Source organism: Acinetobacter sp. HZNU-JH01 (genome assembly GCF_037996845.1).
Classification (GTDB): Bacteria; Pseudomonadota; Gammaproteobacteria; order Pseudomonadales; family Moraxellaceae; genus Acinetobacter; species Acinetobacter haemolyticus.
Map to the genome: position 1 here is coordinate 1,854,995 of NZ_JBBMZX010000001.1, position 17,842 is coordinate 1,872,836.

Consider the following 17,842-nt stretch of genomic DNA (forward strand, 5'->3'; position numbering starts at 1 on the left):
TTTATTACTAAGTTTAGTGAAATTTGAGAATTCAACAAATTTATACGATGATACTTTATTTTTTTTAAAGATCTGACTGAGAACGTATAATCAATGACTTGTGTTATTTTTAAGATGAAACTTTATTACTTTCGTACATTCAACACCACTGCTGTCCCACAATTATTCCAAGAAGAACCTCAATTGAGGTTCTTCTTGTTTTCGCCACTTCTTATCGGGTAAAAATAATGCCTTTAGAAGTTTTCTTTCAAATAAATTGACCTGAATAATTCTTAATAATCTCTGGACAGTCCATCCCTCATGAGCCATATGTTTTGCAAAACTCACTAATAAATAGGCAATTAATGCAATCCATATTTGAGTTTGTATGGCATTTCGGCTTCGACCTAGAAATGATTTCAATTTTAAATTCTGTTTAATCGCTTTGAAAAATAATTCTACTTTCCAACGATCTTTGTAAATTGCTGCAATAGTCGATGCAGCTAGATGAAAGTTGTTACTTAGAAATTCAAATGTCCTTTTCTTTTCAACATCATAAAATTCTATTCGTCTTAATCGCTTCGGTGCACCACGCTTTTTAGCATAATCACTGCTCAACTCAATATATTCATCCGCAAGAATTCCTTTGCAAGCGTATACTTCACGTTTTGACTTTACTTCATAAACCGTCTTCGGTCTTAGCCGTGTCACAAAGCTGACTTTTCGGTCAGTCATCTCTGCAAACCACTGATAATCAACATACCCCTTGTCAAAAACTACGATACTTCCAGGTGGAAATTTGAGTAATCTGCCTTGCACCATATCATTTTCAATACCATCTCCGAGTGCAACAAATTCAGGAATCGTATTGCTGTGATTTAATCCAACTGTCAGTTTAATGCTCGCTTTGGATTCATGTACTTTTGCCCATTCGCATAAGGACAGTGAAAGATCAATGTGGCTTGCATCAAGTGAATACAGCGGATTCTTAAATCGAAATTTATGTGCAATCTTTGTGTTTTCACAATGCCGAAGTAACTGAGTAAATAATTGCTGATATAGGCTGGCAGGTTGTTCTTGATTGATTCTTGCCAAGGTGCTTCGTGCAATAGTCTTAGCACCGAGGTGATAGAGCTTTTCCTGCTGTGATTCGAGATTGGATTGAATATCTCTTAAGCTTTGCCGACAGGACAGCTGGGACATCAATATGGCAATAAACTGATCCCAGCGTGTGGCTGATCTTAATTTTTGTCCACAATGATGCTGCTTGGCAAGACGTTCAAAATCACATCGTGAAATAGGTTTAAGTAATTGATGAAATACGGTATTCTGATGTGACAAAACCTGAGTCCTTGTAGTTAAAGTGTTTGTTCGCACTTATATTTTAACTATTTTGGACTCAGGTTTTTTATTTAAACAAAACTATGGGACAGCAGTGGTTTCAACACCTCCTTTTATCTTTTTTTATCTATGCTGCCCAGCTTTTAAGCCACATAGCGTGTGGCTTTATGATTCAATAAAATAATCGAATTTAAGATCACTACACCCAATATTGAAATTAAAATTAGATGCCATTCCACAAAAAATAAAGACGTTAATAAAATGGCAACATCTATTCCCATTTGTACCTTTCCAGCAGGCAACTGAAAGCGCTCTTGCAAATACAGCACCAACAAATTAATTCCACCTAAGCTAGAACGATGTCTAAATAGAATTAAAAAACTGACGCCCATCAACACATTCGCGAAAACGGTTGCATAGATCGGATGTACAGTCGAAAGCTGTACAAAGTGAGGAATGATTTCAGTAAAACCCGCCAATAAAGCGACTGCGATAAAGGTCTTGACCACCAAAGCCAGTCCCATTTTTTTATAGGCAAAATAATAAAAAGGGATATTAATCAAGAAAAATAAAATTCCGAACTGAACATCAGTAATGTAATGAATTAACAATGATAAACCCGCAGTTCCACCTGTCATGATTCCTGCTTGTTTCAACAAGATCATGGCAAAAGAAAGAATAAATGTGCCAATTAACATCGCAAGTGCATCTTCTATCTTGGAATGTTGCTCAATCACAGGCGTGACGGCATTTACCAAAGATATATTTTGCTCGGTATTCATACGGGAAAAACTCAATAGGAGAACAACACAGGGAGAGAAATCTTTCAAAGAAAGATGTGGCATATTTGATCATTTTTATTTAATTTTCGCAATTTATTCTTATATTTTTATCATAAATGCAATTTATGTTCATAATAATAGATTGGGTATGTACTGCCCCATTTTAATGCAATGGTGCTTTACGACCTATCTAGCCATCCGAGTTGCACGTATTATAATGTGGGTTACTTCGTGGCAATCCCGTTCTCTTTAAGCTTTTCTAAGACAATCGAGGTGTTTAAATTACTCACCCCAAAGTCACTTGAAGATAATGTTCCGATTAACTTGACCATGTCATCCAGATTTCGGACTGCAACTTTAAGTGCGAAGTCATAACTGCCTGTTAATTTATGAATATCTTTAACTGCAGGCTCGTGTAAAAGGAAATCAACAAATCGGTCATGGGTTGCATCATTATAATTCTGCAACTTCACTTCAATAATTCCCATGATAGGCGTCGGGTCGGCACTCAAAGCAACCTGAGCATAATAACCGGTAATAATTTTTTTCTGTTCAAGTTGAATACGGCGACGTGAGCATTGAGAGGTAGATAATCCCACCAATTCAGCTAACTCTTGATTAGCCAAACGTCCATTTAACTGTAAATGATGAATAATTTTTCGGTCAAATTCATCCAGCTCTTCAATCATAAAATTCTCAATTTTCAAATCTAGATAGGCATGGGGGGGTAAAGTGTATAGGCGATATTCAACACTTCTCAAAAGTTTAACCTTTTGAGTCTAGTTGTCACGAGTTTCGTTAAAAATTGGTCCCGACTGGATACGAATAATGCCTTTCGCTAACATCTGCTGCCATGCCTCGGATAAAGAGCCATTCAAATCAATCGCCTTACAAGCATCTTCAATCACATAGGTTTTAAAGCCAAAATCCGCAGCATCAATTGCTGTCCAAGCTACACAAAAATCTGTGGCAATTCCTACAATATACACTGTATCGATCTGATGCTCTTTGAGATAGCCATTCAATCCCGTTGGTGTTTGACGATCAGCCTCCATAAAAGCAGAGTAACTATCAATATGCTGATGAACACCTTTTCGAATGATCAACTGTGCTGTTGGGATCTGTAGTTCAGAATGAAATTCAGCATCATGTGTCCCTTGAACACAATGTTTGGGCCACAACACTTGAGTCCCATAACTCAATTCAATCGTCTCAAAGGGTTGCTTGTTTTGATGATTATCTGCAAAAGAAATATGCTGATCTGGATGCCAATCTTGCGTCAGTACCACATGTTCAAACTTAGGCGCAAGTTGATTAATCAAGGGAATAATTTGATCCGCATCGGCAACCGCTAGGTTCCCGCCAGGTGTGAAGCCATTTTGGACATCCACCACAATCAATGCAGCATTTTTCAATAACGTTGATGTTTGATGACTCACCCTCAGCTCCTTACGTGAATTGTAACCCTGCTTATAGATCAGACTACACCGATCATCGCATTGATCAAAACGAAATTCGTGGAAAGATGACTTAAAGTTTTCGACAGTTTCACCAAAGCATATTGTTCTTATGTCTCCGATCAGTCATAATTTGCATAATTGTCATTCAACTTCTACTCTATTGTTGAACGACGAATCAAAATACTGCATCCATCCCATATTCGTTTTTTAATTATCTCAATCTCGGATGGAAAAATAGGATATTTTTTTAAAATGACTCAGCTAGCACAGAATATTCAAGGCTCAATTGTCGCACTCGTCACCCCTATGTTTGAAGATGGTCGCGTAGATTGGAAGAGCCTTGAGAAGCTCGTTGAGTGGCACATCCAACAAGGTACACATAGTATTGTTGCTGTTGGCACAACGGGCGAAGCGTCTACACTAAGCATGGAAGAACATACACAAGTCATCAAAGAAGTGATTCGTGTTGCCAATAAACGCATCCCGATTATTGCAGGTACAGGTGCAAACTCAACTCACGAAGCGATTGAACTGACCAAAGCAGCCAAAGAACTTGGTGCTGATGCCGCATTGCTCGTGACCCCATATTATAATAAACCAACTCAAGAAGGCTTATATCAACACTACAAAGCGATTGCTGAAGCTGTTGATATTCCACAAATTCTTTATAATGTTCCAGGTCGTACTGGCGTTGATATGCAAAACGAAACCGTAATTCGTCTTGCTGATGTGAAAAACATTGTTGGTATTAAAGACGCAACGGGTGATGTGCCACGTGGTAAAGCACTGATCGATGGCTTAAATGGTAAAATCGCTGTTTACTCTGGCGATGATGAAACCGCTTGGGAATTAATCTTGCTTGGTGCAAAAGGTAATATTTCAGTTACTGCCAATGTTGCACCTAAACAAATGAGCGACGTTTGTGAAGCAGCGCTCGCTGGCGATAAAGAAAAAGCGCAAAGTTTGAATCAACAAATTGCAAATCTACACAATATTTTGTTTTGCGAATCAAACCCAATTCCTGTGAAATGGGCATTGCATGAGATGGGATATATTGGAACGGGTGTACGCCTACCACTAACCACTCTGGCAGAACAATATCGTGAACCTCTCCGCGCTGACTTAAAAGTTGCGGGAATTATTTAATACGAGCAATTTATGATGCAATTACGTGTTGGTATAGTCCTAGTCATTTCAGCATTGAGCTTGGCTGGTTGTGGTCGCTTTGCCTTAAATAATCACTCTTTAGATTATAAAAAAGCGGAAGCACTTGAACCACTCAAATTCCCTGAAGGAGCAACGGTCAGACCATTTACACCTTTGTATCCAGCTCCAACAGTGGATCCATTAGCGATTCAACACGCACCGACTTTTGAGAATAAGACAGGCAACCGCTACGCCTTACCACGTCCTGAGTCGATGCAAACGACAGCAAGTAATCCAGATGATAACGTGGTGACGCTAGGTCGACCACAACTCGTTATGGATGGAAACCGCAATCCATTACTGAAAGTGGAAGGTCCAACTGCTGAAGCATGGCAATATACCTTTGCTACATTGAATAGTCTTAACTACAAAGTGATTTCTCAAGCCAATAACGGCTATGAGGCAACAATCCAAGTTGACAATCAAACCTATGTGTTAAAGCTTTCTGCTGTTGGTTCAAACAATACCATCGCTCTATTTAAACCTGACGCCACCTTTGCAGACCAAGCGATTGCAACTGAGGTGTTAGCCCAGATTTACCAAAATTGGCCAGCCTAGTCGTTTACTAGGCATATTTTTCAAAAGGTTCCCCCATGTTAAAACAAACCTTGCTCTATACTGGTAAAGCAAAATCTGTATATGAGACAGATAACGCTGATCATCTGATTTTAGTCTTTCGTGATGATGCCTCGGCATTTAATGGCGAAAAAATCGAGCAGCTAGATCGTAAAGGCAAGGTCAACAACCGTTTTAACGCCTTTATCATGGAAAAGTTGGCTGAAGCAGGAATCGAAACCCACTTCGAAAAATTACTTTCTCCTACTGAAGTATTGGTTAAAAAGCTTCAGATGATCCCTGTTGAGTGTGTGATCCGCAACTATGCTGCTGGTTCACTCTGCCGTCGTCTAGGTGTTGAAGAAGGTAAAGAACTCACTCCGCCTACATTCGAATTGTTCTTCAAAGATGACGCTCTTGGCGATCCAATGGTCAATGAGTCACAAGCAATTGCTTTAGGCTGGGCAACAGCTGATCAACTTGAAAAAATGAAAGAACTTACTTACCAAGTAAACGACGTGCTAAAAGCATTATTCGATGCAGGTAATATGATCCTCGTTGATTTCAAACTTGAATTTGGTGTGTTCCACGATCGCATCGTACTGGGTGATGAATTCTCTCCAGACGGTTGCCGTTTATGGGATAAAGACACCAAGAAGAAATTAGATAAAGACCGTTTCCGCCAAGGTCTCGGTGGTGTGGTTGAAGCTTATGAAGAAGTTGCAGCACGTTTAGGCATTAACTTAGATGACCTTTAAACAACGCTAAAGTAAAAAAACCAGCATTTGCTGGTTTTTTTATGGCTATTTGAAAGGGGTCTTTTCATTTTAAAATATAGATCAATCTTTCCTTGTTCTTGTTGAAAACCAACATAAAATTGAACCAACACAAACCATAAATGCACCATACCAAAACGACAGCCCGAGTGGTGTACTCAATATAAGTGCCGCAAAAAATGCCGACAGTACTGGAATAAAATAAGACGCACCTGCCAATAAAGTTACATTGCCATGTAAAATCCCGACATTCCAAGCTGCATAGCCAAAGCCCATAGCTGCAGCCGCCATAACCAAGGAAACAGAAGATGACCAATCAAAATTTAATCCGCCTCCGCCCATCAAGAAATACTTAATCCAAAGTACAACTGCCACCAGAACAAAAAACAAAGTGATGCCATTCGCACCCTGTGCAATTCTGGCTGTCAATGTGCAATAAGCCGCCCACAACAATGTCCCAACAAAGGCTAAACCATAGCTTAGTGGGTTGCTTTGAATATTGCCCCACATATTCGGTAAATCAAAACCTTGCTCACCACCCAGCACCCAGCCAATCCCCAATAGAGAAATAGCAAAACCAGGAATAATTAAGACATCGGCTTTCTGCTGATTAAACAAAATTGCAGCAACCATGGTAAAGGTCGGCCAGAGATAGTTCACCATTCCCACTTCAATCGCTTGCCTGTTATTTTGGCTATATCCAATTGAAAGTGATAAACATATTTCATAGGCAACAAATAAAAAACTTCCCCAAATTAAATATGTTCTAGGGAAGGTTCTGAGGCTGCTCCAACCAACCGAGAAAAATAGAAAGATTGAAGCGAACGTATAGATCAGTGCTGCACCACCCACTGCGCCAAAATGACTACTAACATCCTTGATCAAAGCAACGATCAAACTCCAAAGCAAGATCGCAACTAATCCAATGAGTGTGGCTTTTTTTGAGTTCATTATTGTTGCTGTTGTTGCTCTTGATGCCAACGTCGTTGCTGCAAGCGTTCAGCCTCAACCTCTCGCTTATTTAAAGCCCGCTCATAGAGCTTGGTTCCTTGTAGTTCTGGCGGCAAATACGCTTGTAACACGAAATGTTCAGGGTAATTATGAGGATACAAATAATCTACGCCATAACCCTGCTGCTTCATGAGTTTGGTTGGCGCATTACGTAAATGTAACGGCACAGGTAAATTCGCTGTTTTTTCTGCCAGTTCTAAAGCACGATTAATTGCTAAATAAGTGCTGTTACTTTTTGGGCTGGTTGCCAAATAAACCGCACACTGTCCCAAGATAATACGCGCCTCAGGCATACCTACGGCTTGCACCGAGCGGAAACATTCACCTGCTAACAATAATGCATTGGGATTAGAGTTGCCGATATCTTCCGATGCCGCAATCAACATCCGACGCGCGATAAACACAGGATCTTCGCCGCCTTTGAGCATACGTGCCATCCAGTACAAGGTCGCGTCTGGATCACTACCGCGGATCGATTTGATAAATGCTGAAACCAAATCATAATGCTGCTCACCCGATTTATCATAACGGGCAATATTCTGTTGCGCCACTTTGACCACAATCGCATTGGTGACAACATTTTCAACATCTGCCTCAAAGGTGCTGGCAATTAAATCAATCAGATTGAGTGCCTTACGTGCATCTCCAGCAGCGAATTGAATCAGTGCATCATATTCCTCAATCTGGATAAAACGCTCTTTTAGAAACTTATCCGTTTGAATGGCTTTATTGAGTAAGGTTTGAATGGCTTCCGCATCCAAACTATTCAATGTATACACCTGACACCGTGACAGTAATGCACTATTAACTTCAAAAGATGGGTTTTCTGTGGTTGCCCCAATCAGGGTGATTTTGCCTTTCTCAACGGCATTGAGTAAAGCGTCTTGCTGCGATTTATTAAAACGGTGGATCTCATCAATGAAGACCACGGGTGTAAGTAGATCACCGCTTTCAGCAATCACCTCACGCAGCTCTTTCACCCCTGTATTGAGCGCAGATAAGCTAATGAATGGACGATCCACAGCTTGGGCCAATAACAATGCGATCGTGGTTTTCCCTACCCCTGGTGGGCCCCAAAAGATAATCGAAGGCAAATGCCCTTGATCAATCATCTGACGCAAAGGTGCATTGTCACCCAGCAAATGATCTTGTCCAATAATTTCAGACAAATCACGAGGGCGTAAACGTTCAGGTAAAGGAATATGCGTATCTGACATCATCACTGGCTTTATGCTGTTTTGTCCTAGTCTATTGTGTCTGACACAAATCTACAATTTGAATCTGCAAAACAAATGATCAGGCTATTGAGCTGCATTCTGTTTGAGAATTTGCTGCATCGCTTGATAGGTTGCGGTAATACGTGCTTCATTCGGGAAATTGGTATTGGCGAGCATCACCATACCGATTTTTTGCTGTGGAATAAAAGCAGCATACGCTCCAAAGCCATTGGTCGCCCCTGTTTTATTAAAATAGGTTGCTGGTGAAGCAATCTTCGGTTGTTTGATTGGAGTAATCGCATGACTTTCCAGTGCCATTTTGCTCGAATTGCCTTCTAACAAGGTTTCTAATTTCACAGGATAAGCATATTGCTCCCAACCCAAACCTTGTGTCATAGCACCCAGTTCAAAATAGCCCACATGGGTATGTTCAATGGCTTTACGGATAGGCTGTTGCAACTGTTGCACATTGATCTGCGCATCTAGAAACTTCAACATATCTGCACTGCTACTTTTCACACCATATGCTTCTGCATCAAACATACCTGGTGATACACGCATGGCTTGATCAGCTTTGTACCCCCATGCATATTGCGACATATATGGCTTAGGTACATTGATAAAACTTTGCGTCATGCCCAATTGAGGAAAAAGCGTTTGCTCGATCAATTCTACATAAGGTTTTTTCATGGCTAAAGCAGTCACATAACCCATCAAACCAATACTCGGATTGGAATATTGACGTGCAGCACCGATTTTTGTTTTTGATTGCCATTCTTGAAAATATCGAATCATATCCTGCTGTTTCACAACATCATCAGGAAATTGTAGTGGAAAGCCACCTGCATTATAGGTCCCAAGATTGAGTATCGTGGCACGATTCACTGCCGTATTTTTAAGTTCAGGAAAATACTGGGCTGGATGATCAGAGAATGACAACTGCCCTTGTGCCTGCGCATAGCCTGCCAAAGTCGCATTGAAGACCTTACTCACCGAGCCAAGTTCAAATAAGGTCTTATTGCTCACAGCTTGCTGGCTTTGTTTAGAGGCTAGCCCATAATTGACAAAATAGTGTTTACCATTCAAGGTCACTGCTACCGCCATTCCTGGTACTTTATATTGCGTCAATAAAGGCTTAAATTGCTGATCAATCACAGCTTTTACCTGTTGCTCAGTCAGGTTTTCAGCCCAAAGCGCTGAACTGAAAGATATTAGTCCTGCCACCATCAGCAATTTTTTAAAAGTTCTCGAAAAGTCATTCGGCTTAGTCATTCATCATTTCACTTTAAGTTAAGATTTAATTTGCATTGAGCTTAAGTAGTTTTGCCTGTGGTCCATCTTCAATGACCCAAATCGATCCATCTTGGGCCTGATGTAGACCACGGATTCGTTGTTTCATATCTAAACGTTGCACTTCTTTAACAGGCTGTGCGTTGAGATCTACCACAACAATAGATTTAGATGATAAACCTCCAATCAGAGCCTTTTGGCGCCATAGCGGAAATTGATCACCTGTATAAACGATCATGCTTGAAGGTGAGATTACTGGAGTCCAATCAATTTCAGGCGCTTTAAATTCGGGTCGGGTGCTATGGTCTGGGATCGGTAGGCCTGAATAGTGATTGCCATTTGAAACAATTGGATAACCATAATTTGCACCTTTGACAATCAGATTTAGCTCATCACCACCCTCTGGACCCATTTCAACGACCCAAAGTTGTCCTTGGGTATCAAATGCGATACCAAGCGGATTACGATGTCCTAATGACCAAATTTCAGCGCTTACTCCACCTTGTTGACTAAATGGATTTCCCTCAGCAGGTGTACCGTCTTCATTTAATCGCAATACTTTACCCAAATTGCTTTTCATATCTTGGGCAGGATCAAATTTCTGTCTCTCTCCTGAACTCACCCATAATTTTCCATCGGCACCAAATACCATGCGATGTCCATAGTGTCCCTGTCCTGATACCTTTGGAACTTGATGCCAAATTACCTTTACATCACTGAGTTTAGGTTGTGTGGCACTGGACAAATCGAGTTTGGCGCGTGAAATAACAGCTCCATAGCCACCTTGTCCTTTTACAGCATAACTCAGATAAATCCAGTGATTATTCTGAAAATCAGGGTGCAGAATGACATCTCCTAAACCACCTTGTCCCCCATAACTAACCGCAGGGATCCCCTCAACACTCAAGCTTTGTTTGGTCTTAGGATCGAATATCTTTAACTGACCTCTGCGTTCTGTAATGAGCAAGCGTTGATCAGGTAATGATGTGATTGCCCAAGGTTCATTAAATTGTGCAATGTTTTCTATATGGTAAGTCTGAAGACTCGCTTGTCTGCTATGTTGCGCTGTACTTTGATCTGTGGTTTTAGGATTGCTATTGTTTGTACCGCAGGCTTGTAAAAATATAAAACCACTACATAAAAGTGGGGTGACGATGTGCTTGATCATTCCTTTTCTCCCTCTTATTGTCTTTTCTCATAGTACGGGGATTTATCTGAAAAACTGCTATAAAAGTGTTGTTTTTATTATACGTGCCCATTCAACTACAAATGATCAACACCGCTAACGAACCCAGCGCACAATATATTCTTCGATTTGCTCTTCATCGACTTCAGTTTCTGAAATACAACGACCTGCGACTGATTTTTTCGCATTGATCACACTTTTGCGTGAGCCTGTCACCAAATAATGCCATGAGGGTAGATTTTTACCCTCGCTTAAACGACGATAGGCACAACTTGATGGCAACCATGAAATATTTTGTAATTGTTCAAAGGTGAGTTGGATACAATCAGGAACTTGTTGTTGCCGATGAGCATAATCTGAGCATTGAGCTGTTTTACAATCTAATAACTTACATGCCACCTTGGTGTATGCCACCTCAGCTGTATCTTCATCTTCCAGTTTAATGAGACAGCACAATCCACAACCATCACACAAAGCTTCCCATTCCGCTTGATTGAGCTGATCAAGCGAATATTGTTTCCAAAAGTTGGGGCGTAGCACAGTGGACATCATGATGTTTTCAATTTCAAACGAGCAATCCATTATAGCATTTTTGTGTCACATTCTTTATTTAAACAACACATTTCACCTATTGAACAGCGCGTGATCGAACATTAGCACCACAGAAAAACAATATAAGGATTAAAAAATATACAATAGGATAGATAGAGAAATAACTAAAAATAGGAGAATACAACATGTTCCGTTGGGCAATTATTTTTGCTGTGATTGCATTAATTGCGAGTTTACTTGGCTTTGGTGGTGTTGCAGGTTTATCCAAAGACTTTGCCGTTATCTTGTTGATTATCGCAGCAATCCTAGCAGTGGTGGGTTTTTTATCTCGCGGTAAGGTTTAAGTTTATTCATCCTGCAATCAAAAGAAGAATCGAAAGATTCTTCTTTTTTTATCACTAAAAATCCAGTTACCAAGAGACTCATTTTTGTTGTTTTAAGATGCCATCAATTACAATATTTTATGTTTTAATCGATACGTTTTAAAAAAAGACTAGGACTTTAAAATGAGCTCTCAAATTATAACTCGTGAAATTGAATATACCGCTCCAGATGGTCAACGCTTAATTGGTTATTTTGCAACACCACATACAGATCAGCCGATTGCAGGTGTCATTGTTGCACCTGAATGGTGGGGTCGTAACGAATATACTGAACAACGCGCACGTGAGCTTGCAGAACATGGTTTTGCTGCCTTAGCAATCGATATGTATGGTGATAAAAAAGTCACCACTGCTGTACCGCAAGCCTCAGAGTGGATGAATCAGACCTTTGAACAACCAGATACGATTGTTAATCGTGCGAAAGCGGGGTTAGCAACCTTAGCAGCTCAACCCGAAGTCAATGCTGAAAAACTAGCAGCTATTGGCTTTTGCTATGGTGGTAAGGTTGTACTTGATTTAGCTCGCTCTGGTGCAGATATCAAAGCAGTTGCCACCTTCCATGCCGTATTAGCAACAAGTACACCAGCACAAAAAGATCAGATCAAAGCTGAGATTTTAGTTTTACATGGTGAGCTTGATAGCATGGTCACCTTAGATAACGTCGCGAGTTTCCGCCAAGAAATGCATGATGCTGAGGTCAGCCATGAAGTCATCATTTTCGAAGATGCTAAACATGGATTCAGCAATCCTCTCGCGGATGAACGTGCGAAGGCGAATAATGTTGACCTCGGTTATAATGCAGAAGCAGAACGCCAAGGCCTTGAAGCCATGTATGAGTTGTTAGATAAACATTTAAAGTGATTTAAAAAACTATCTCTAAAAACTTCATAAATATGGAATTAAATGAATATCTCGTTTGTTTAATTCCTAACAATTTCGACTAGTGCAAGGCGACAAGGATGCCGCCTTTGCACAAGCAAATATGAATAAGGATTGAATAACAAATTTGTTTGGATGCACCAACTCCTCTCCGCTTTTCCGCTATACTAACCCTCTGCTTTTGATTGTTCTGATTCATGTCTGATTTTTCATTTTCTGATGCGCTACTCACTTGGTACGACCAACATGGTCGCCATGATCTACCTTGGCAAATTGCAGATGATCCTTATAAAGTCTGGGTATCAGAAATCATGTTGCAGCAGACACAAGTCAAAACGGTATTGCAATATTTTGATCGTTTTATCGAACGCTTTCCTACCGTACAAGACTTAGGACAAGCCAGTTGGGATGACGTTGCACCTTATTGGGCAGGACTTGGGTATTACGCAAGAGCAAGAAACTTACATAAAGCAGCAGGTATCGTCAGTCAGCAAGGCAAATTCCCTGAAACATTAGAACAATGGATTGAACTTCCAGGAATTGGACGTTCCACAGCTGGCGCACTGATGTCACTCGGCTTACGTCAATATGGCGTCATTATGGATGGCAACGTGAAACGTGTTTTAGCACGTTTTTTTGCGATTGAAGATGATCTATCTAAACCACAACATGAACGTGCTTTATGGCAAATTGCAGAGGATCTATGCCCTCAACAACGCAATCATGACTACACACAAGCCATCATGGATTTAGGTGCGACTGTTTGCACGCCCAAAAAGCCATTATGTTTATATTGTCCAATGCAACAACACTGTCAGGCCTATCAACAAGGATTAGAACAAGAGCTTCCATTTAAGAAAGCTAAAAAGCCTGTTCCGATTAAAACAGCCCATGTTTTGCTCATACAATCAGGCGATCAATGGCTATGGCAGCAAAGAGAAGCACAAGGTTTGTGGGGAGGATTATACTGCCTACCCATTATTGAGCAAGCAACCGAATTACAACAGATTGAGCAACACTTTAAACTACAAGCTCAAGTATCATCATTGCAGATTAGCCATAGCTTTACCCACTTTACATGGTTGCTAGACGGAAAAGTGTTCCACGTGGAACATGACCAAAAAGAACAACTCAGTATTGAGTTGAATGGTCACTGGCTTAGCCCAGATCAAGCCATAGCCAAAGGGATTCCTACTGCAATGAAGAAAATGATCAAGGCCGCAGATGCCTAAATAAGATTAAGTCATTATGAGTGTTAGCGCTGTGTTTAGTCGTTCCAACTTTCTATAAAAATGCAAGGAGCCAGTATGCATCATTCAATCCGCTATGCCCTTCTCGGTGTATTGACGATCTTACTCTCAGCATGTGCCAGCACACCTCAAAAACCAACACCGCTACCAAATACCCAAGTCAACAAACTACAAAATATGCGCCTCGATAGCCGATTACCAATACCGGTCAAAGGTGTCAGTCGAAGTGCGTTGAGCGACACGTGGGGAGCTGCTCGTAGCCAAGGTCGTCGTCACGAGGGAATTGACATCATGGCAGCACGAGGAACGAAGGTGTATAGTGCAACTGACGGGCTCGTCGCAGACTTACGCAACAACAATCTGGGTGGAAAAGTGGTCTGGATTTTGGGGCCATCAGGATCATGGCACTACTATGCACATCTAGATCGTCATAAACGTGGGCTCAATGTCGGTGATTATGTTCGCAAAGGCGAGCACATTGGATATGTGGGAAATACAGGCAATGCACGCCATACAGCTCCACATCTACACTATGGTATTTATTTAAATGGCAAAGGGCGTGGCGCAGTCAATCCATTCCCTTATTTACGTTAGGAACACACAATGTCAGAAGCATTGATTGAACGACTGGTTGAATTTGCAGAGTCAGGGAATCAACAAAAAATCATTCTCAATGGAACCAGTTATCAAGGCTGGATCATGGAGATTACCGAAGATGCACTGCTAATCAGTACAGGTTTTGCAGATAAATCAGGTAAAGACTTTTGGCTAAAGTTTGATGATTTGGATAGTGCCGCACTGTATTATTGGGATAATCATAGTGATGAGTGGGTTGAATTCAAACTCTAAAATTCACAGTATTCAGGAGCAACACATATGACGATTCAACGCTGTGGTTGGTGCTCTAACGACCCTTTGTATATAGCTTACCATGATGAAGAATGGGGCAAGGCTGAATATGATGAAGCACATTTATTTGAAATGCTTTGCCTTGAAGGTCAACAAGCTGGCTTATCATGGATTACTGTTCTAAAAAAACGTGAATGTTATCGTACTCATTTCTTTCAATATCCAGTTGCACACATCGCAGCACTCACCGATGATCAACTAGAAAATAAGCTCAATGATTCAGGGTTAATCCGTCATATCGGTAAACTCAAAGCCATTCGAGACAATGCGATCGCATGGCAAAAACTCAAAGATGAAGTTCAAGATGTCTCAGCTTGGTTTTGGAACTTCGTCAATCATCAAGCACCAAACAACGATGTGATCAATTATCGTGAAGCACCCGCCCAAACTGAAATCAGTCAAATACTTTCCAAAACATTAAAAAAGCGTGGTTTCAAATTTGTTGGGCCAACCACCTGCTATGCCTTCATGCAAGCGGTAGGTATGGTCAATGACCATGAAAACCATTGTCATTTTAAATAAAACGATCCCCTCCAAAGGAGTCCTTTCATGAGCAATAATCAAATTCGCGCTTATGCAGCGATGCAAGCAGGTGAACAGCTGGTTCCTTACCAATTTGATGCAGGTGAATTACAAGCCCATCAGGTGGAAGTCAAAGTTGAATACTGTGGTTTATGTCATTCTGATCTTTCAGTCATCAACAATGATTGGCGTTCTTCAACCTACCCTGTCATTGCTGGTCACGAAATCATTGGCACAATCACGGCGCTCGGCACGGAAGCAAAGGGGCTCAAACTGGGTCAACGTGTTGGGATCGGTTGGACAGCTGAAAGTTGCCAAGCATGTGATCCGTGTATTGGAGGCAATCAGGTGCTCTGTACAGGTGAAAACGTGGCGACCATCGTGGGTCATGCGGGGGGCTTTGCAGAAAAAGTACGGGCTGGTTGGCAATGGGTTATTCCTCTACCCGATGATTTAGCGCCTGAAAGTGCGGGTCCACTCCTTTGTGGTGGGATTACCGTGTTTGATCCATTACTTAAACATAAAATCCAAGCCACACATCATGTCGGTGTGATTGGTATTGGTGGCTTAGGTCATATCGCAATTAAACTGCTCAAAGCTTGGGGTTGTGAAATCACCGCGTTTAGTTCTAATCCAGAAAAAACGGAAGAACTTAAAGCAATGGGCGCAGATCATGTCGTGAATAGTCGTGATGCTCAAGCGATTAAAGCACAACGTGGTAAGTTTGATTTATTATTAAGTACGGTCAATGTCACACTGAATTGGCAAGCCTATTTGAGCACCCTTGCACCCCATGGCAGTCTCCATTTCTTAGGTCTTACTTTAGAGCCGGTTCCTGTTTCAGTCGGTGCGCTCATTGATGGTGCCAAATCTGTCACAGGCTCTCCAACAGGTTCTCCTTTGGCATTACGTCAGCTTTTAAAGTTTGCTGCACGTAAAAATATTGCACCACAAATTGAACTATATCCTATGTCACAACTTAATGAAGCCATTGAGCGACTTCATTCTGGTCAAGCCCGTTATCGAATTGTTCTCAAAGCTGACTTTGATTAGGCTGAAGGCGAGTCTAAGCTTTTTTTCACCCAATCCGCCAATTGCTGAATCGCTTGGCGGATTTCTTGTGTAAAAGCATGCCCCGCATTTAAACGGATAAAATGCCGATAGCGCTGATCTTCACCAAATACTTCACCCGGTACAATATTGATACCTTGAGCTTGTGCGAGATAATATAGATCAAGCCCTGTGATCGTGTCAGGCAGCTGCATCCATAAAGCATAGCCTCCTTGTGATTGACTTAATGCAATCGGAATCCCCTGAAAAGTTTCTAAAATACACGCACGATACTGTTCCACCTGCTGCATGAGCTTGGGTCTTAATTGATCTAAATGTTCTCTATAACCACGACTATAGATAAAATCAGCCAAACCAAGCTGTAAAGGCGTATTCACACCAACGTTATTTGCCAATAATTGGGGGCGTAAGGATTCAAGTTGTTGCCCCAAACAGAACCAACCAACTCGATAAGCACTGGATAATGACTTTGAAACTGATGCACACCAGACCACATAGCCCTGTTGGTCCCAATAACGAATCGGTAATGGGCGTTCCTTCTGGAAACTACACTCCGCATAAATATCATCTTCAATAATGAAACATTGATACTGCTGCGCCAGTTCAGCAATCCGTTGTTTCTGCTGGTTACTGAGACAATATCCTAACGGATTTTGAAAGTTTGCCGTCAATAAACACAGTTTGGCACTGCCCTGCTGCATAAAATGCTCTAAGCGTTCCAGATCTATTCCCTGATGGTCTGCGGGGATTTCAATAATTTTACGTTTTAAACTGGCCAGCATTTGTAGCTGACCATTAAAGGTCGGGGTCGGAATCAGAATACTATCGCCCTCTTTGCTCATTTGCTGAATCAGTAGCGAAATCGCAGGCAAACAGCCATTGGTAATAAAAATATCCTCTGCCGCAATATAAATCCCATCCTCACGCCAATGATCCGCAAGCGCCTGTCTCAACACGTGATGCCCTTGTTTATTGCAATACAGAAAATCTTCAGGCTGGCAATGCTTCAACGCCCGTTGCAAAGAACGGCGCAACCCATCAACAGGAATGAGATGAGGTGAAAGTTGTATTGCCCCGAGTGGTGTCAAATGGCTTTGAATGGAGGCAGTTTGAATTTGATTTTGTAGATCCAAATTGGAAACTTGTCGTGGCATCGATTCAAACTGAGGACTGTCAGGAACAGGACTTTGATACTGTCTAGAGCTGACAAAATAACCTGACTTGGCTTTGACATAAATCAGCCCTTTTGCTTCCAACAACTCGTAGCATTGTTGTGCCGTACTCAAACTGATCTCTTGCTGACGTGCAAACTCACGTAAAGAGCTGAGCTTCTGCTGTGGTTGCAGCTCATGGTGATAAATCTTATGTGCCAACTGTTCGGCGAGACGCTGATATTGAAAAGTCATTCTGTACTGCTTTTTTAAAAATTTCTGTATCTGTACTGGTTTATACAACACTATTAAGCTATAAAAA

20 protein-coding genes are annotated in these 17,842 nt (G+C 41.2%); 10 read left to right on the plus strand and 10 right to left on the minus strand.

The window, feature by feature from the left end; translation table 11 throughout:
• Positions 1-162: 162 nt before the first annotated feature.
• From AAC851_RS08890 to pncA, 4 genes are all read right to left on the minus strand, one after another.
• Positions 163-1,320, minus strand: coding sequence for an IS4 family transposase (locus AAC851_RS08890; RefSeq protein ID WP_008942576.1), 1,158 nt, complete (start codon positions 1,318-1,320; stop codon positions 163-165).
• Positions 1,321-1,463: 143 nt separating this feature from the next.
• Positions 1,464-2,102, minus strand: a complete 639-nt coding sequence (locus AAC851_RS08895; protein ID WP_100833032.1) for a YitT family protein — start codon at positions 2,100-2,102, stop codon at positions 1,464-1,466.
• A gap of 224 nt (positions 2,103-2,326) precedes the next feature.
• Complete coding sequence (locus tag AAC851_RS08900) at positions 2,327-2,791, minus strand: Lrp/AsnC family transcriptional regulator (protein WP_017396433.1); 465 nt, start codon at positions 2,789-2,791, stop codon at positions 2,327-2,329.
• Positions 2,792-2,881: 90 nt separating this feature from the next.
• Entirely contained in the window at positions 2,882-3,541 is a 660-nt protein-coding gene (gene pncA / locus AAC851_RS08905; RefSeq protein ID WP_340600779.1) for a bifunctional nicotinamidase/pyrazinamidase, read from the minus strand.
• Positions 3,542-3,814: 273 nt separating this feature from the next.
• On the opposite strand from pncA, the gene dapA reads away from it, so the two are divergent.
• From dapA to purC, 3 genes are read left to right on the plus strand one after another with little or no spacing between them, the layout of a single operon-like run.
• Positions 3,815-4,708: a 4-hydroxy-tetrahydrodipicolinate synthase gene (gene dapA, locus AAC851_RS08910; protein ID WP_005087340.1), complete on the plus strand. Its 894-nt coding sequence runs from the start codon at positions 3,815-3,817 to the stop codon at positions 4,706-4,708.
• Positions 4,709-4,723: 15 nt separating this feature from the next.
• Positions 4,724-5,326 carry a hypothetical protein gene (locus AAC851_RS08915; RefSeq protein WP_005087342.1) on the plus strand — a complete coding sequence of 201 codons (603 nt, stop codon included), beginning with the start codon at positions 4,724-4,726 and terminating at the stop codon, positions 5,324-5,326.
• A gap of 35 nt (positions 5,327-5,361) precedes the next feature.
• A complete protein-coding gene (purC, locus tag AAC851_RS08920; protein WP_004637244.1) occupies positions 5,362-6,081 on the plus strand; it encodes a phosphoribosylaminoimidazolesuccinocarboxamide synthase in 720 nt (239 codons plus the stop codon).
• 81 nt (positions 6,082-6,162) lie between these two features.
• On the opposite strand, the gene yddG is transcribed toward purC, so the two are convergent.
• From yddG to AAC851_RS08945, 5 genes are all read right to left on the minus strand, one after another.
• Entirely contained in the window at positions 6,163-7,050 is an 888-nt protein-coding gene (yddG, locus tag AAC851_RS08925; protein ID WP_340600780.1) for an aromatic amino acid DMT transporter YddG, read from the minus strand.
• The gene (locus AAC851_RS08930; protein ID WP_035374997.1) at positions 7,050-8,327 is read right to left on the minus strand and encodes a replication-associated recombination protein A; all 1,278 of its coding nucleotides are present in this window, start codon (positions 8,325-8,327) and stop codon (positions 7,050-7,052) included. The genes yddG and AAC851_RS08930 overlap by 1 nt, the downstream gene beginning before the upstream one ends.
• A gap of 84 nt (positions 8,328-8,411) precedes the next feature.
• Positions 8,412-9,599, minus strand: a complete 1,188-nt coding sequence (gene ampC, locus AAC851_RS08935; RefSeq protein WP_160132539.1) for a class C beta-lactamase — start codon at positions 9,597-9,599, stop codon at positions 8,412-8,414.
• Between the two features lie 25 nt (positions 9,600-9,624).
• Positions 9,625-10,785 (minus strand): PQQ-dependent sugar dehydrogenase, encoded by a 1,161-nt coding sequence (locus AAC851_RS08940; RefSeq protein WP_113996495.1) that lies wholly within the window; start codon positions 10,783-10,785, stop codon positions 9,625-9,627.
• A 114-nt stretch (positions 10,786-10,899) separates the two neighbouring features.
• Positions 10,900-11,352, minus strand: a complete 453-nt coding sequence (locus AAC851_RS08945; protein ID WP_026070461.1) for a YcgN family cysteine cluster protein — start codon at positions 11,350-11,352, stop codon at positions 10,900-10,902.
• A gap of 188 nt (positions 11,353-11,540) precedes the next feature.
• On the opposite strand from AAC851_RS08945, the gene AAC851_RS08950 reads away from it, so the two are divergent.
• The 7 genes from AAC851_RS08950 (at position 11,541) to ahr (ending at position 16,351) form a co-directional block, all read left to right on the plus strand.
• A complete protein-coding gene (locus AAC851_RS08950) occupies positions 11,541-11,699 on the plus strand; it encodes a DUF1328 domain-containing protein (protein ID WP_004637251.1) in 159 nt (52 codons plus the stop codon).
• Positions 11,700-11,861: 162 nt separating this feature from the next.
• Complete coding sequence (locus AAC851_RS08955) at positions 11,862-12,599, plus strand: dienelactone hydrolase family protein (protein ID WP_004637252.1); 738 nt, start codon at positions 11,862-11,864, stop codon at positions 12,597-12,599.
• 215 nt (positions 12,600-12,814) lie between these two features.
• Positions 12,815-13,849, plus strand: coding sequence for an A/G-specific adenine glycosylase (mutY, locus tag AAC851_RS08960; protein WP_125502499.1), 1,035 nt, complete (start codon positions 12,815-12,817; stop codon positions 13,847-13,849).
• Between the two features lie 75 nt (positions 13,850-13,924).
• Positions 13,925-14,461: a M23 family metallopeptidase gene (locus tag AAC851_RS08965; RefSeq protein ID WP_161412339.1), complete on the plus strand. Its 537-nt coding sequence runs from the start codon at positions 13,925-13,927 to the stop codon at positions 14,459-14,461.
• A gap of 9 nt (positions 14,462-14,470) precedes the next feature.
• The gene (locus AAC851_RS08970) at positions 14,471-14,716 is read left to right on the plus strand and encodes a hypothetical protein (RefSeq protein ID WP_004637255.1); all 246 of its coding nucleotides are present in this window, start codon (positions 14,471-14,473) and stop codon (positions 14,714-14,716) included.
• 27 nt (positions 14,717-14,743) lie between these two features.
• Entirely contained in the window at positions 14,744-15,298 is a 555-nt protein-coding gene (locus AAC851_RS08975; RefSeq protein WP_075314294.1) for a DNA-3-methyladenine glycosylase I, read from the plus strand.
• Positions 15,299-15,325: 27 nt separating this feature from the next.
• Positions 15,326-16,351, plus strand: a complete 1,026-nt coding sequence (gene ahr / locus AAC851_RS08980; RefSeq protein ID WP_017396301.1) for an NADPH-dependent aldehyde reductase Ahr — start codon at positions 15,326-15,328, stop codon at positions 16,349-16,351.
• Here the strand turns inward: ahr and AAC851_RS08985 are convergent.
• Entirely contained in the window at positions 16,348-17,775 is a 1,428-nt protein-coding gene (locus tag AAC851_RS08985; protein WP_340600781.1) for an aminotransferase-like domain-containing protein, read from the minus strand. The genes ahr and AAC851_RS08985 overlap by 4 nt on opposite strands.
• Positions 17,776-17,842: the final 67 nt, after the last annotated feature.